Origin of the sequence: Streptomyces sp. NPDC048288 (genome assembly GCF_043201555.1) — a bacterium.
Taxonomy (GTDB): Bacteria; Actinomycetota; Actinomycetes; order Streptomycetales; family Streptomycetaceae; genus Streptomyces.
Window position 1 is genome coordinate 733,052 of sequence record NZ_JBICZD010000002.1, and the last position, 13,583, is coordinate 746,634.

General features: G+C 71.2%; 21 protein-coding genes. All 21 read left to right on the plus strand.

Features of this window, described 5'->3' with window-relative positions; translation table 11 throughout:
- Positions 1-49 precede the first annotated feature (49 nt).
- The 21 genes from ACGFZS_RS09605 (at position 50) to ACGFZS_RS09705 (ending at position 13,534) form a co-directional block, all read left to right on the plus strand.
- Complete coding sequence (locus ACGFZS_RS09605; RefSeq protein WP_393794626.1) at positions 50-655, plus strand: RNA polymerase sigma factor; 606 nt, start codon at positions 50-52, stop codon at positions 653-655.
- On the plus strand, positions 652-1,431 hold the full coding sequence (locus ACGFZS_RS09610) for a BN159_2729 family protein (RefSeq protein ID WP_393794627.1): 780 nt from the start codon (positions 652-654) through the stop codon (positions 1,429-1,431). Before ACGFZS_RS09605 ends, ACGFZS_RS09610 begins: the two co-directional genes overlap by 4 nt.
- Entirely contained in the window at positions 1,428-1,784 is a 357-nt protein-coding gene (locus ACGFZS_RS09615) for a hypothetical protein (protein WP_393794628.1), read from the plus strand. Before ACGFZS_RS09610 ends, ACGFZS_RS09615 begins: the two co-directional genes overlap by 4 nt.
- The gene (locus tag ACGFZS_RS09620) at positions 1,781-2,671 is read left to right on the plus strand and encodes a hypothetical protein (RefSeq protein WP_393794629.1); all 891 of its coding nucleotides are present in this window, start codon (positions 1,781-1,783) and stop codon (positions 2,669-2,671) included. The genes ACGFZS_RS09615 and ACGFZS_RS09620 overlap by 4 nt, the downstream gene beginning before the upstream one ends.
- Entirely contained in the window at positions 2,668-2,913 is a 246-nt protein-coding gene (locus ACGFZS_RS09625; RefSeq protein ID WP_393794630.1) for a hypothetical protein, read from the plus strand. The genes ACGFZS_RS09620 and ACGFZS_RS09625 overlap by 4 nt, the downstream gene beginning before the upstream one ends.
- Complete coding sequence (locus ACGFZS_RS09630; protein WP_393794631.1) at positions 2,910-3,212, plus strand: hypothetical protein; 303 nt, start codon at positions 2,910-2,912, stop codon at positions 3,210-3,212. The genes ACGFZS_RS09625 and ACGFZS_RS09630 overlap by 4 nt, the downstream gene beginning before the upstream one ends.
- The gene (locus ACGFZS_RS09635; protein ID WP_393794632.1) at positions 3,209-4,495 is read left to right on the plus strand and encodes an AAA family ATPase; all 1,287 of its coding nucleotides are present in this window, start codon (positions 3,209-3,211) and stop codon (positions 4,493-4,495) included. Before ACGFZS_RS09630 ends, ACGFZS_RS09635 begins: the two co-directional genes overlap by 4 nt.
- Positions 4,496-4,572: 77 nt before the next feature.
- Positions 4,573-6,039, plus strand: coding sequence for a UvrD-helicase domain-containing protein (locus ACGFZS_RS09640; protein ID WP_393794633.1), 1,467 nt, complete (start codon positions 4,573-4,575; stop codon positions 6,037-6,039).
- Positions 6,036-6,353: a hypothetical protein gene (locus tag ACGFZS_RS09645; protein ID WP_393794634.1), complete on the plus strand. Its 318-nt coding sequence runs from the start codon at positions 6,036-6,038 to the stop codon at positions 6,351-6,353. The genes ACGFZS_RS09640 and ACGFZS_RS09645 overlap by 4 nt, the downstream gene beginning before the upstream one ends.
- Positions 6,350-6,817, plus strand: coding sequence for a hypothetical protein (locus ACGFZS_RS09650; protein WP_393794635.1), 468 nt, complete (start codon positions 6,350-6,352; stop codon positions 6,815-6,817). Before ACGFZS_RS09645 ends, ACGFZS_RS09650 begins: the two co-directional genes overlap by 4 nt.
- A 97-nt stretch (positions 6,818-6,914) precedes the next feature.
- Positions 6,915-7,394 (plus strand): WhiB family transcriptional regulator, encoded by a 480-nt coding sequence (locus tag ACGFZS_RS09655; RefSeq protein WP_393794636.1) that lies wholly within the window; start codon positions 6,915-6,917, stop codon positions 7,392-7,394.
- Between the two features lie 77 nt (positions 7,395-7,471).
- A complete protein-coding gene (locus ACGFZS_RS09660) occupies positions 7,472-8,542 on the plus strand; it encodes a hypothetical protein (RefSeq protein WP_393794637.1) in 1,071 nt (356 codons plus the stop codon).
- On the plus strand, positions 8,539-9,231 hold the full coding sequence (locus ACGFZS_RS09665) for a hypothetical protein (RefSeq protein ID WP_393794638.1): 693 nt from the start codon (positions 8,539-8,541) through the stop codon (positions 9,229-9,231). The genes ACGFZS_RS09660 and ACGFZS_RS09665 overlap by 4 nt, the downstream gene beginning before the upstream one ends.
- Entirely contained in the window at positions 9,228-9,503 is a 276-nt protein-coding gene (locus ACGFZS_RS09670; RefSeq protein WP_393794639.1) for a hypothetical protein, read from the plus strand. The genes ACGFZS_RS09665 and ACGFZS_RS09670 overlap by 4 nt, the downstream gene beginning before the upstream one ends.
- Positions 9,500-9,802 carry a hypothetical protein gene (locus ACGFZS_RS09675; protein ID WP_393794640.1) on the plus strand — a complete coding sequence of 101 codons (303 nt, stop codon included), beginning with the start codon at positions 9,500-9,502 and terminating at the stop codon, positions 9,800-9,802. Before ACGFZS_RS09670 ends, ACGFZS_RS09675 begins: the two co-directional genes overlap by 4 nt.
- Complete coding sequence (locus ACGFZS_RS09680) at positions 9,799-10,014, plus strand: hypothetical protein (RefSeq protein ID WP_393794641.1); 216 nt, start codon at positions 9,799-9,801, stop codon at positions 10,012-10,014. The genes ACGFZS_RS09675 and ACGFZS_RS09680 overlap by 4 nt, the downstream gene beginning before the upstream one ends.
- On the plus strand, positions 10,011-10,511 hold the full coding sequence (gene ssb / locus ACGFZS_RS09685) for a single-stranded DNA-binding protein (RefSeq protein WP_393794642.1): 501 nt from the start codon (positions 10,011-10,013) through the stop codon (positions 10,509-10,511). Before ACGFZS_RS09680 ends, ssb begins: the two co-directional genes overlap by 4 nt.
- 118 nt (positions 10,512-10,629) lie before the next feature.
- Complete coding sequence (locus tag ACGFZS_RS09690; RefSeq protein ID WP_393794643.1) at positions 10,630-10,803, plus strand: hypothetical protein; 174 nt, start codon at positions 10,630-10,632, stop codon at positions 10,801-10,803.
- A 64-nt stretch (positions 10,804-10,867) separates the two neighbouring features.
- Complete coding sequence (locus tag ACGFZS_RS09695; RefSeq protein WP_393794644.1) at positions 10,868-11,770, plus strand: hypothetical protein; 903 nt, start codon at positions 10,868-10,870, stop codon at positions 11,768-11,770.
- Complete coding sequence (locus tag ACGFZS_RS09700) at positions 11,763-12,185, plus strand: hypothetical protein (protein WP_393794645.1); 423 nt, start codon at positions 11,763-11,765, stop codon at positions 12,183-12,185. The genes ACGFZS_RS09695 and ACGFZS_RS09700 overlap by 8 nt, the downstream gene beginning before the upstream one ends.
- Complete coding sequence (locus ACGFZS_RS09705) at positions 12,182-13,534, plus strand: hypothetical protein (RefSeq protein ID WP_393794646.1); 1,353 nt, start codon at positions 12,182-12,184, stop codon at positions 13,532-13,534. The genes ACGFZS_RS09700 and ACGFZS_RS09705 overlap by 4 nt, the downstream gene beginning before the upstream one ends.
- Positions 13,535-13,583 lie beyond the last annotated feature (49 nt).

The following is a 13,583-nucleotide window of genomic DNA, read 5'->3' on the forward strand; positions in this document are numbered from 1 at the left end:
AACGGCCTCAGCACCAACCAAAAACCCACCTGAGAGAAGGGATCTGGCTGTGTCTTCCCAGGCTAACGCCAAGATCAGCACCACGGGAGGCCGGGCACCGGCCGCCCTGGTGGCTCAGGCCGTCGCGGGTGACCGCGCCGCCTTCGCCACCCTCTACAACGACCATCACGGCGAGGTGTACCGCTACCTCGTTGCGCGGACGAAGGACCGGCAGCTGGCCGAGGACCTGGCCCAGGAGACGTTCCTGCGGGCCCTCCGCCGGATCGACACCTTCAAGCACCTGCCGACCACCGCTGGCTTCGTCGGCTGGCTGTTCGTCATCGCCCGGAACCTGCACCTGGACCACCTCAAGCTGTTCCGTACGAGCCACGAGGTCTCGGTGGCGGAGCCGTTCCGGACGGACGTCGGGGAACACAGCGCCGAGGAGTCCGCACTCCGCGACCTGGACATCGTCGAGGCGCGGGAAGCCGTGACCGCCGCGATGACTCGCCTCAACCCGTACCAGCGAGAGGCCATCCGCCTGCGCTTCTTCGAGGAGTTGTCCGTGCCCGAGGCCGCTGCCCGGATGGGCAAGGGAGTCGGTGCGGTGAAGACCCTGACGTTCCGCGCCATGCGCGTCATGGAGCAGGCCCTCGTCGAAGGGGCTGCAGCATGAACAAGATCTTCCCGCACGCTGTGAAGGTCGTCCGCGCGGCGATCGCGTCCAGCGGCAACGACCCGGCGGCCGCCATCGTGCACGCCCTCAACGCGGCCGGCATGCTGGTCGACCCCGAGAAGTCGTACGGCGCCGTCGTGGACCGTGCCCAGGCCGACCGCCCGCGCGAGCACCAGGAGCAGCCCGACCTCCCCGCGCGGCGCCGGCCTCAGGCCACCGAGCTGGAGGAGCAGGCCCTGGCCTGGGATCAGGCCTGCGCGTGGGCGCGCGACGTCGCGGGCCGCATCAAGGCCGAAGTCGGCCAGCACCCGGCCTTCCAGAACCTCCAGGTGGACGGCGACCGGATCCTGGTTGCCCTGCACATCGTGAACCAGGCCCAGTGGGCCGAGTGGCGCAGGTACCTCGGGATCCAGCGCGATGGGGCCTCCCTCCCGTACATGGTCGCGGGCGACGGCTACCGCGACGGGGTCCGGGTGTCGGTCGTGGCGTACGACCTGCCGGAGGCCCGGGCACACGCCCTGCGGACCGCGAAGGCCCCGTTCGAGCTGGAGGGGATCGTCTACGACCTGGCGCTCCCGCAGCGGGACGCCGAGGGCGATGTCTGGTACTTCCAGGGGCAGCAGGCCGAGAGCGGGATGCCGCTGCTGTCGATGGACGGCCGGCCGGAGCGTTGCTCGCTGGCGAACCTGATCCAGCAGAAGGGCCCGCTGACGCCCGTCACGGAGTCCCCGTCACCGCAGGCCACACCCGTCACGACGGGCGGTGAGTCCGCATGACGAATCAGGCTCCCGTACAGGCGGCCGTCGTGCAGATGTTGATCGCGAAGCGCCCCCGCTTGGGCCAGCTGCCGATCTCGTGGACGCTTCACAACGACGGCACCATCTCCGTAGACCAGGCGTGGAACGCCACCAAGCCCAGCGATGTCGTCGAAATCGCCCAGGAACTCGCGAGGGCGCTGCGCGGCGGCAAGGTCGACATCGGCGAGGAGCGGAAGCACACCACCTCTGGCCGCATGTACCGGGCCCACCGTGTCACGGGCGCCCAGAACGGCGTGCACATCCACTTCCAGGCCTTCGAGTACCTGGACGGGCACGGCGACGAGCTCCCCGAGGCCGGTGAGACCGCATGAGCGAGCCGATCCGTGACGCCGAGACTGCCGTCCGTGAGCTGGGCGCCCTGCCGATGCCCTCCGGCCCCGCCCGGCTCACGCCCGAGCAGCGCGCCAAGATCGCCGAGCAGATCGGCGACGTACAGCCCGCCACCCCCGGGCTCCTGGCCGCCTTCGGACAGTCCGTGCTCAACCGGCGTGAGCACCAGCACCCGGAGTGGGAGGACCTGTTCTGCATGAACCTCTCCTCCTGGATGGGGGAGCGGATGGCGCCGGTCCTCCGCCGCCTGATCGACGCCGAGGCCGAGATCGACGCGCTGAAGACCGCCCAGGAGAAGAGCAGCCGCGAGGCCGACGCCACTCCGACCGACTTCTTCGGCCCCGGCCGGGTGTACGTCCGGGACCTGCCGTTCCGGGCGCCGGAGGACACGCTCCAGTTCGAGTGCGTGGGCATCGGTGCGCACCCGTCGAAGGACGGCGCGCTCAGGGCCTTCGGCTTCGAGCGGCCGGGCGCCGGCCGCCCGTGGGTGTCCGCGTCACAGCGTGCGGAGGAGTGGGCAGAGGGCTGGGTTGACCTCGGCCCCGTCCGGCCGGACGGGCTGACGCGGACCTTCGCGGCCGTGCAGGCGCTCCGCGAGGACGAGGCCTCCGAGCCCGCGCTCACCATCTACTGCGCGGTCTGGGACACGGTTCCTCTCGGCCAGTACACCTCGGAGTCCGAGGCCCGGCGGCACGCCGAGGACCACGCTCGCCGTGATCTCCCCACCGGCGCCTTCGACTGGATCGTCGACGAGGAGGACGGCGTCGCCGAGCTGGTCGCCACCGTCGACGGCGACGAGGGCCCGACCGGCTACGTCGTCACCGCCCTGGAGATCGCCTCCAAGTACGACCCGGAGGCGGAGGAGTGAAGCGACGCAAGCACCACGGCCGCGAGCAGACCCGCAACGATCGTTCCTACGCGCTCGTGTTCACGGTCGCGGACCCCGCCCGCGAGACCGGCGAGAGCACCACGAGCGACCGGCGTCAGGCGTACCGCCGAGCCCGCCAGCTCGCCCGGCAGAAGCGGCTGATCCGCTTCACGGTGTATCTCGGCCGCGGGCAGCAGGAGGACCTCACTGCCTCGGTCGTTCAGGAGGTCGAGGCCAAGTGAGCGCCTACACCACCGCCTTCCAGGCCCTCACCGGCGGCCGGGCCCTGCGCCCGGACGAGGCCGCGCGGCTGCTCGCCGACCTCCGCACCGAGACCGGTGCGGAGTTGGTGACCGCCGCGGAGAAGCAGCTGGAGCACGACCCTGACTTCCTCCGGGGCCCGAAGGACACCGAGGCCGAGTGGCGTCGGAAGCGCCGCAAGTACGGCGCCGCGATGGACGCCATCGGCCGCCTCCGCCGCCTCGCCTCCACGTCCCTCCCCAACGTCCCGCACCAGCGCAACAACCGGAGCACGTCATGACCACCTTCACCTTCGCGCCGGCCACCCGCGAGACCGCCAAGGCCCGCATCGCCCTCCAGGGCCCCGGCGGCTCCGGCAAGACCAAGACGGCCCTCCGCATGGCCGAGCGCCTGGCCGACGGCGGCGCCATCGGCGTCGTCGACACCGAGCGCGGCTCCGCCAAGAAGTACGCCATCGTCCCGGGCCGCCCGGACCTGGGAGGCCACAAGTTCGGCCACATGCCCATGGCGTTCTGCTCGCCCGAGAACCTCATCGCGGCCGTCCGCGCCGCCGAGGAGGCCCGAATCGCCGTCCTCATCGTCGACTCCTGGTCCCACTTCTGGGCGGGCAAGGGCGGACTCCTCGCTCGCGTTGAGGAGGAGTCGCAGAAGTCGTCGAACAGGGGCGGGAAGTTCACCGCCTGGGCGCCGGTCAACGACCTCGAACAGGACATGCTCGACGCCCTGTTGAACTTCCCCGGGCACGTCATCGTCACCATGCGGACGAAGAACGACTACTCGATGGAAGGCAAGACGGTCACCAAGGTCGGCGTCAAGACGGTCCAACGCGAGGGCTCGGAGTACGAGTTCGACGTCGTGATCGACATGATCCAGGGCACCGGAACCGTCACGAAGACCCGGTACGAGCCGCTCTACAACGCGAGCGTGCACCACCCGGGCGAGGACTTCGCCGAGGTGATCCTGGAGCAGCTCGGCCAGGGCGTCGACCCCGTCCAGGCCATCGTGGACGAACTGGTCCGCGAGGGGCTTACGTACGACCGGGCGCTGGAGCTGTACGGCCAGGCTCAGTCCCGTCGCCTCCTCGGCGCTGACCTGCTGCACCCGAAGACGGGCGAGACCGCGAAGCTCGGGGACGTGATCAAGGAGTACGGGCAGGCCGTCAAGCCCGTCACGACGGGCGTCACGGTCGCGTCGCTGTCGGCCTCGGACGCCGAGGCCGCTGCCGCCGCGTACTCCGGCGGCCCGGAGCCGTCCGACGACATGCCGCACGACGGGACGGCCGGCCGTCCGGCCGCGCAGGCGCCGACCCCCGTCACGGCCCCGCAGATGCGCATGATGCACGCCTGCTTCGCGAAGGTCGGCCTCGGGGCGAAGGAGGCCCGCGCCGAACGGCTCCGGGTGACCTCGGTCATCATCGGCCGCTCGATCGGCTCCGCGAACGAGCTGACCAAGGACGAGGCGCAGACGCTCCTCGACACGCTCACGAACTTCGGTGACCGCGAGAACGGGGCCGCCGACTTCGCCGCCATGGTCGACGGCCTCGCCCAGCAGCCCGTCGGCTGATTCACCACTGACCGCGGGCCCGCCCCGACCCCATGCGGGGCGGTCCCGCACCCCCAGAAAGGAGGTGCACCACAGTGGTGAACCCGACCCTTGAGCAGGCCGACGCGATCGAGACGTACGGCGACGGGCTGGACCTAGTCCTCCAGGCAGGCGCGGGCTGCGGCAAGTCCTCGACGCTGAAGCTCATCGCCCGGTCCGACCGGCGGCGCCGGATGACCTACGTCGCCTACAACAGCGCCATCGCCGCGGAAGCCCGCCGCAGCTTCCCGTCCAACGTCATGGCGAAGACTGGCCATGGCCTCGCCTTCGACCAGCGGTTCGGCGCGCGGCTCCAGCGCCCCCGCCAGACCGCGCACCAGGCCGCGCAGGCCCTCAACGTCCGTTCGATCCTCGGCATCATCGGCGCGACCCCGACGATCCTCACGGACCGCGGCGGCATGAAGGCCATGACCTCGAAGATCATCATGCGGATGACGCTGGACACGGTCGAGCGCTTCTGCCACAGCGCGGACGACGAGATCGTCCAGAAGCACGTGCCGCACTTCGACGGCCTGAAGAAGGCCCGTGGCGAGGTCGTGAAGCTGGTCCTGCCAGTGGCCCGGGCCGCCTGGGCGGACCTCCAGGACGACGAGTCGGTGCTCAACCTGAGCCACGACCACTACCTGAAGATGTGGGCGCTCTCGAAGCCCACCATCCCGACGGATGTGGTCCTGCTGGACGAGGCGCAGGACACCAACGACGTCCTCTCCGCCGTCCTCCTCGCCCAGGAGCACGCGCAGCGCATCGCCGTCGGCGACTCCGCCCAGCAGATCTACAGCTGGCGCGGCGCCAACGACGCACTGCGGAAGTTCGCCGACGAACTCGCTTGCCCCGAACTGACGTTGAGCCAGTCGTTCCGATTCGGCCCGGCCATCGCCGCCCGCGCGAACATCTGGCTGCGCCTGATCGACGCTCCACTCCGCCTCACCGGCTGGGAGGCCGCCGAGTCCACGGTCGCCCAGCTCGACTCCCCGGACGCGATCCTCTGCCGCACCAACGCGGGCGCCATGGGCATCGTCATGGAAGGCCTCGCGGCCGGCCGGAAAGTTGCGCTGGTCGGTGGTGGCAGCGCCATCAAGCAGCTCGCCTGGGCCGCCGAGGCGCTCCAGGGTGGCAAGCCGACGGACCACCCCGAGTTGATGGCGTTCACGAGCTGGGACGACGTCCGCCAGTACGCCGCCGAGGAGGACGGCTCGCTGGAGGTCCTCGTCAAACTCATCGATGAGCACGGCCCCGAGCGGATCGTTTCCGCTGCGGACGGGTTGGTCTCGGAGCAGCAGGCCGAGCTGGTCGTGTCGACGGCGCACAAGGCGAAGGGCCGGGAGTGGCCGGCCGTCCGCATCCACGCGGATTTCCGGGCTCCGAAGGCCGACCAGAAGACCGGCCTGGTCGTCCTCCCCCGGGAAGAGGCCCGCCTGGCGTACGTCGCCGTGACCCGGGCGCGCGAGCAGCTCGACGACACCGCCCTCGACTGGGTCCGCACCGTGACGGCGGTGAGCGAATGAGCCTCGTCGAACAGACCGGCCGCGCTCGCGCCAGCCGTGCCTGCCGCTGGTGCGGCCCGCAGGTCGAGACCATCGTCTACGAGGTCCGTGACACCGAAACCGGCGGCATCGGCAGCGAGGCCATGTGCCTCACCTGTGGAAAGCACCAGTACCGGTGGGGGTGCGAGCGGCTGTTCTGGGCCGAGGAGACCCGCAAGGAACTCGTCCGGGACGTCCTCGTGACCACCTGGCTCGCTGCGCAGGTCATCCGGCTTGTCGAGCAGGCCTTGGCCAACTCCGAGCAGCTCAGCCTCTTCAGGGTGGTGAGCGCGTGACCACCGCCTGGATCTCCGTCCCCGGGATGACCTTCCCGACGGTGTGGCTGGCCACGCCCGACGGGCTGGTCTCGCTGGACCTGATTGCCATCGAGCGGGCGATGAACGGCAGTAGGAAGGGCTGGACGCTCGACGAGGACGAGGCTCAGTACGCGGCCCGCCTGATGCTCGACCGGAAGGTCCCCTACTCGATCATCGCGACGCGCGTGGGAGTGAACACCGACAAGCTGCGGGCTTGGTTCCCCGGCGAGATCGAGCCTGCCAAGGCCTTCATGGCCCGTGGCGGCCCTCGTCCGGCTCGGTCGGCTGAAGCCGCGTGCGGAACGCGCAGTGGCTACACCCGGCATCAGCGGCTCGGTGAGCAGACGTGTCCCCCGTGCAGGGCGGCGAACGCGCTGGCCGACCGGCATTACCGGAAGACCGGCACCTACAAGGGCGCCCCGACCTTGGCGGTGGCCTCGTGACGCCCGTCGACGCCCGTCACCGCGACACCAGTTCGGTGCGCGAACCGTTTGATCATGCCAGGTCATTCACGGCTGGCATCCGAAAGGAGTGGTCGTGATGGAGCGCGAATGGGAACTCCAGGCCGCGTGCCGGACGGTCAAGCCGGACGTCTTCTTCTCCGACGCCCGTACCGCAAAGTCCCAGGCCAAGGCGATCTGCAAGGCGTGCCCCGTTCGGGAGGCCTGCTTGGACGCGACGCTGGAACGCGAGCGAGCAGTCCCGAGGGCGCTTCGGACCGGAACCTTCGCGGCGCTGAGCGGTCAACAGCGCTGGGACCTGGACCGTGCCCGCCAGGCCGCTGCCGAGGAGGAGCATGCGGCGCCGGCCGAAAGGCCCCAGGAGGCCGAGCAGCCCAGGCAGCCCGAGCGGCGGAAGAGCGCGGCTGGACGCCCGCTCGCGGAGTGCGGGACCAGGTCGGCCTACCAGAGGCATCTCCAGCGGAATGAGCCGGTCGATCCCGCGTGCCGGGCCGCGAACGCCCGCAGCGGCGTGGAGTACCGCAGGACCGGTTCCTCGAAGGTTCCTGCCGCCCGATAGCCGCCGGTGGCTCGGCGGATGTGACCGGCCCCCGGGCCACCGGTCAGCAAGCAGCACGACGACCAGGAAGAGGGCGAGTGAGCACCGAGGCTGTGACCTGGGCGATGGACGACGCCCCGATGCTGCGGACCGAGAAAGACCGGCCCGACAGCACGGCGCGGCACGTCCTCCAGGTCCTCGCCGAGCACGCCCGCCCCGACGGCTCCAACGCGCACCCTTCGATCCTGCGGATCCAGTACCGGACCGGCTACGACGAGCGGACCGTGCAGCGCGCCGAGCGCCGCCTGGAGGCCGGTGGCCTCATCAAGCGGACCGGCACCCGGCAGGGCCGCCCGGTGTGGAAGCTCCAGATGCACATGCGGCGGCCGGAGTTCGACTGGGCGGAGCTGGAGGCGGAGGCCGAGGACGGGCGGAAGCAGGCTGCGGAGCGTCAGCGGCGTGCCCGGCAGAAGCGTGTCACGCAGTCAGAAGCCGTGACCGTCACGTCGTCTGAGTCCGTGACGGTCACGCACTCAGACGACGTGACAGAGGGGGGTGTCACGCACTCAGAGTCCGTGAGTCACGCACTCCCGATGCGTGACGTCACGCACTCTGCGTCCGAATGTCACGCACTCAGTGCCCCCCTAACCGTCATTAACCACCAGGGGAACCACCAGGAACCGTTCGCGGGTCCCGCCGACTCGTCCGGTCCCGCCGCCACACCCACCCCCGGTGACACAGGAGACGCACCAGACGAGGTCCTCGACGGCGAGCCCGTCGACGACGACCAGGCCGACGTCGCCGACGCCCCGGTCACCGCGCAGACGATCGTCGCCGAGTGGCTGGAGCGCTGCGCCGAGCGCCCACCGTCGGCCGTCATCGGCCAGATGGCCAAGCAGATTCGGGTGCTCCTCGATGAGGACCGCATCCACCCCGACCACATCCGTCGCGGCATCGCGCACTGGATGCGCAAGGGCCTCCACCCCGCGACGCTCCCCAGCGTCGTCAACGAGGTCATGAACGCCCCCGCGGCCCCGGCTGGCGCCCGTACGCCTGGCCAGCAGCCCGCCAACTCCCTCTACGACCAGGCGACCGGCACGACCGTCTTCGACCGCGCCCGTGCCCGTGCCGCCGCCCGCACCGCCGCCCAGGAAGGACAAGGCCAGTGACCCAGGACGAAGCGATCTTGCTGCTCGAATACGTCGCCGCGGCCTGCCCCGCGCAGCGCATCGGCGAGTTCACCCCCGACGTCTGGGGCGAGCTGTTCGCCCCGTACAGCCTCGACGAGGCGCGCACCGCGGTCCTCGTCGTCGCCCGCCAGCAGCCGTTCGTCGCCCCGGCCGACGTGATCACCGAGATCAAGGCCCGCCGTGCCGAGCGCATCGAGCTGGCGAACATCGTCATCGACGGCGACCCGACCCACACCGGCGCGCAGTCCGCCGCCGCCCTCCGCGAGATCATCCGAGCCGCTGGAGACGGCCTCACGGGCCCCAGCAGCATCGCCACGGCCCTCGGGACCGCTGATCGTCTCGCACTGCCCCCAGGCGCCGATCATGGCCCGTACGAGGGCCGTGCAGCCGCTGCCCGGGCCGCCATCGGCAAGATGCCCGCCGGACGCGACCTCTCCGCGGACCCTCGCGGCCGTGCCTGCCGCCGCTGCGGAGCCGCCCCCGGCGCCAGCTGCACCACCGGCGGTCGCCGGCGCCAGGACGTCCACCCGGTGCGCCTGGAGGACACCCAGCGCGCGGCCGCCGGCCTCCCCCTGCTTGACCAGGACCAGGCCGCGGCCAGCATCAAGGCCGCCTCCGCCGCGGCTCTCGCCCGTGACGACCAGGAGCAGGAGGCCGAGGCGTCATGACGTTCCGTCGCCCGTACCGGTTCGCCGCGATGGCCGTGCAGTGCACCTGGTGCCGCGCGCGCCCGGGCGCCCTGTGCACTAACCAGCGCGGTACCGAGGACCGCCGCCGGGATGTGCACTCCGCCCGCGTCATCGAATTCGCCAAGGTCATGTCAACCCAGTGCCCCGAGCGCATCTGCCAGGCCCGCGCCGACCAGCCCTGCACCCTCACCCCCGACGTCCACCAGGCCCGCATCACCGCGGCCTCCCGACCGACCACCACCGCGCCATGAAGCGACTCCCGTGCCGAGACTGCCACCGCCCCATCCTCTGGACCACCACCGAGGCCGGGAAGCGCCTCGCCGTCGACCCCGAGCCCAACGAGCTGGGCAACGCTGCCGTCTGGCGCGACGGAACCGGCGCCGTCCGATCCCGCCGCCCCTCGGCCGAGCTCCCCCTCACCGGCTGGGAGCGGCTCCACATGCCCCACGTCGCCACCTGCCCCAACCGCGTCCAGCAACCCACGCTCCCCGGCGCACTCCCGGACGGCGTGACAAGCCTCGACGCCCACCGCCGAAAGAAGCGCCCATGAAGAAGTGCCGCTTCTGCCCCCGCCGACTCCTCACGAAGGAGTCCAAAGACCGCGGCTACGGCCTCCGCTGCGGTCGCAAGAACGGTCTGATCCCGCCCGCGACGCCCCGCCGTGCACGCGCGCTGACGCCCGTCACACCCGTCACGACGCCCACCGTCCACCCCGGCCAGACCGCCATCCCCATCCAGCCCCAACTCCCCACGGAGGAATGACCTTGCTGCCCACCCTCACCGGCGTCGGCCGACTCACCGGCGACCCCGAACTCCGCTTCACCCAGGCCCAGAAGGCCGTGGTCAGCGTGTCCCTGGCCTTCAACTCCCGCCGCCTGAACAAGCAGACGAACGAGTGGGAGGACGGCGACACCTTCTTCGTCCGCGGCACCGCCTGGGAGCGCCTCGCCGAGAACGTCGCCGAGACCCTCGCCAAGGGCATGGAGGTGATCGTCACCGGCGACCTCCGCACCGAGCGCTGGGAGAAGGACGGCCAGAAGCACGAGCGGCCGGCGCTCCTCATCCGCTCCATCGCACCCAACCTCGCGTACTCGGTCGCGAAGGTCTCGAAGGACGCCGCGAGCCAGCAGAACGGCGGCCAGGGCGGACAACGCACGGCCCAGCAGGGACAGCAACAGCGCCGCTCCGGACCGCCCCCGCAAGACGACCCCTGGGCCGTCGACAACGCCCAGGGCTACTCCGCAGAGCCCCCGTTCTGATGCGCAGAACCCTCGCCGCCATCGCGGCCACCACCGTCCTCCTCACCGCCTGCCACTACACCGGCACCGCAGTACCCACCCCCTCACCAGCCCCCGCACCCATCGCACCGGAGCACTGATGGCCGTCCTCCTCCGACTCGGCGACACCGACGACCTCGCCGAGATCGTCGAAGGACTCATCGCCGGAGCCGACGCCAAGCAAGCCGAGGCACCCGCAACCGCCGCACGCTGGCGCGACCTCGCCCACAACATCGGCAACAGCCTCGACCTCCTCCCCCAACCCACCAAGTAACCACCCACAGCGGACAGGGACCCCACGCAGGGACCCGCCCCGGCAACCACACCGGAGCATGTCCATGACCAACAACCACACCCGCGGGAACCAGGAACCGGAACCGGTTCGTACCCGGTTCGCGCGCCTGTTGCGCAGGCCGACGCCCGTCACGACGCCCCCTCAGACCGGCGCCGCGCGCATCCTCCGCCTCACGCAGGACCTGACCACCGCCCTGAGCGACGTGGCCCGGTGGAAGGAACATTCCGAGGCCTTCGCCCGAGACGCCGAGTCGTACGAGCGGGCGCGGGACAGCGCGTACCGCGAGCGCGCGCAGCTCCTCGCCTGGCTCGCCGCGCTGCACCCCGCGACCACCGTGATCACCGACTCGCCGGACGCTGGCGAGGACGGCTGGCAGCTGCTGTACCTCGTGGCCGGCGGCTGGCAGATGTCCTGGTACATCTCCCCGGCCGACGCCGAGTTGTTCCGGCACGTGACCGTCGTGGACGTCACGGACGAGCGGGCGCAGTGGGACGGGCACGGCAGTGAGCAGCGGGACGAGCGGATCCGCAGCCACACGCGGCTCCTGGCGCTCGATGTCCTCGGCGCTGGCGCCTCGGTGACGGGCGTCGTGACGGCCCCGCAGGCCTCCCGGAGCGAGGTGTTGCGCGAGGCCTTCGAGGTGGCCCGGGAGGAGGGCAAGCGGCTCGACTACGAGGGGTTCACCGGGAAGGCCGCGGGCGCGCGCCGTGTCGCGTTCCAGCTGCGTCGCATGATCACCCTCGGCCAGCCCACGACCTCCGAGGAGGCGACGGACACCGCCGGCGACCTCCAGGAGGTACGGGCGCGCTACCGCAGCACCGTCCTCCATGAGGTCTGGGAGGCCCTGCGGGACGCCGAGAACGGCCCGCTCCTCGACGGCATGACCGTCGTCAACGGGCTGATGGAGAAGGCCGGCGCGGCCGAGGCGGAGGCCCACAGTGCCTGAGCAGCCCTACAGCTACACCGACCCGCAGGCCCGCCGACTGACGCTGAGAACAGCCACCGACCTGAGCGACCGCCCATACGTCTGGCTGGAGGCCGAGAAGCTCACCGGCCGCACCGTCACCGTCACCAGCGTGTGGCTTCGCCCTGAACAGGCGGTCACCCTCCGCAAGCATCTGTCCGCAGGGGCCAGGTACGAGACCCTCGACCACACCGGCGACAAGCTGCTCGTCCGGGCGGGCGCCGAGACCGTGGTCGAAGTGACTCGACGGCCAGTCAGCGGCGAGGCATCCGCGACGGTCCGTGTCAGCGTCCCGAGCCACCGACTGTCCGAGTTGCGGGCCGCCGTGGCGGCAACAGCCGAGCAGGCGCAGAGGCGTGACGCCGCCCGGGCGCAGCAGGGCGGGGCGCAGTCGTGATCAACATCGCCTTCGCAGACGTCGAGACCACCCACCTCTCCGCCGAGATCGGCGAAGCCTGGGAAGTCGCCGTCATCCTCCGCGAGTTCGAGGACGACCAGCACATGGACACCGAGTACGTCTGGGAGTTCTCCATCGACCCGGAGACGGTCGACCCCGAGGCCCTGGCCGTCGGCCGCTGGCACGACCGCCACCAGCTGCCCGCGCGCACCACCGCGGCCGCGTTCACCGGCACCATCCCGGCCGTCATTATGAGCCGCGCCGAGGCTGTCGAGGCGATCACCCGAGTCCTGTCCGGCGCCGTCCTCGTCGGCAGCAACCCCGCCTTCGACGACCGCTTCCTCCGCAAGCTCGTCGGCCCCGGCAACGCCCAGTGGCACTACCGGCCGTACGACATCGTCCAACTCGCCGCCGCCAAGATCGGCGCGCAGCAGGCCGGCCCCCTGCCCTGGCCCACGCACGCCATGTCCCGCGCGGTCGGCGTCGAGCCGCCATCCAAGGACGCCGCGCACACCGCGCTCGGCGACGCCCGCTGGGCCCGCGACGTCCACGACGCCGCCATGGTCAAGGAGAAGATCCCGCTGACCTGGGAAGGCCGCGCACAGCACGCGATCGGCCTGTACACCCGGACCGCTGTCGAGCTGGAGGACGCCCGCCGCGACCTGGCCCGACAAGCCCAGGAGATGGCGACCTGGCGAGCCACGGCGAACACCCTCGACGCTGGAGCTCCCGGCACCCCGCGCGACAGGGCAGAACACGCCGAGGCCTCGATCGAGCGGGCCGAGAAGCTCGCCTCCCAGTGGTCCGTCCTCCGCGCGTACGGCGGCGCGGCGACCGAGCTGCGCGCCGTCCTCGGCGGCAAGGAGCCCCAGCAGCTGCCCGAAGGGTTCCGCACCGACACCCTCGTCGCCGCCCAGTGCACCGTCTGCGAGGACACCTTCGACGAGGAGGAGTCGCACACCGTCTTCTTCAAGACCGTCGACGAGGCCCATCAGGTCCTGCGCGGCTACGGCTGGACGATCCTCGCCGACGGCCGCGCCGTCTGCGACCACGAGGACGACGAGCACCAGGCGCTCCGCGATGACGCCCCGTCACAGCCCGTCAACGCTGGTCAGGGCACCCTCGACGACTCCGACGCCGACGGCCAGGAGGACGACGAGCCCGAGGAGACCGGCAACTCCGACGCCGACGTCCTCGACCTGATCGCCGAGATCGCCGGACACCTCACCGACGCCACCGACGGCAACGAGTACCACGCCGTCGGCCTCATCGCCGACCTCGCCAACGGCCGTACGACCGTCGCCGACGCGCGCACCGAGCTGGCCACGCTCACCTTCCGCCACGTCTGACCGGCCCGGCCGCCCGCGCAGACACCGCGGGCAGCCGGCCATCACCCAG

Excerpts from the sequence above, each read along its gene's own strand:
- ACGFZS_RS09620 (WP_393794629.1), top strand. The coding sequence starts at position 1,781 with ATGAGCGAGCCGATCCGTGACGCCGAGACTGCCGTCCGTGAGCTGGGC.
- ACGFZS_RS09695 (WP_393794644.1), top strand. The coding sequence starts at position 10,868 with ATGACCAACAACCACACCCGCGGGAACCAGGAACCGGAACCGGTTCGT.
- ACGFZS_RS09670 (WP_393794639.1), top strand. The coding sequence starts at position 9,228 with ATGACGTTCCGTCGCCCGTACCGGTTCGCCGCGATGGCCGTGCAGTGC.
- ssb (WP_393794642.1), top strand. The coding sequence starts at position 10,011 with ATGACCTTGCTGCCCACCCTCACCGGCGTCGGCCGACTCACCGGCGAC.
- ACGFZS_RS09675 (WP_393794640.1), top strand. The coding sequence starts at position 9,500 with ATGAAGCGACTCCCGTGCCGAGACTGCCACCGCCCCATCCTCTGGACC.
- ACGFZS_RS09645 (WP_393794634.1), top strand. The coding sequence starts at position 6,036 with ATGAGCCTCGTCGAACAGACCGGCCGCGCTCGCGCCAGCCGTGCCTGC.
- ACGFZS_RS09655 (WP_393794636.1), top strand. The coding sequence starts at position 6,915 with ATGGAGCGCGAATGGGAACTCCAGGCCGCGTGCCGGACGGTCAAGCCG.
- ACGFZS_RS09610 (WP_393794627.1), top strand. The coding sequence starts at position 652 with ATGAACAAGATCTTCCCGCACGCTGTGAAGGTCGTCCGCGCGGCGATC.
- ACGFZS_RS09615 (WP_393794628.1), top strand. The coding sequence starts at position 1,428 with ATGACGAATCAGGCTCCCGTACAGGCGGCCGTCGTGCAGATGTTGATC.
- ACGFZS_RS09680 (WP_393794641.1), top strand. The coding sequence starts at position 9,799 with ATGAAGAAGTGCCGCTTCTGCCCCCGCCGACTCCTCACGAAGGAGTCC.
- ACGFZS_RS09635 (WP_393794632.1), top strand. The coding sequence starts at position 3,209 with ATGACCACCTTCACCTTCGCGCCGGCCACCCGCGAGACCGCCAAGGCC.
- ACGFZS_RS09690 (WP_393794643.1), top strand. The coding sequence starts at position 10,630 with ATGGCCGTCCTCCTCCGACTCGGCGACACCGACGACCTCGCCGAGATC.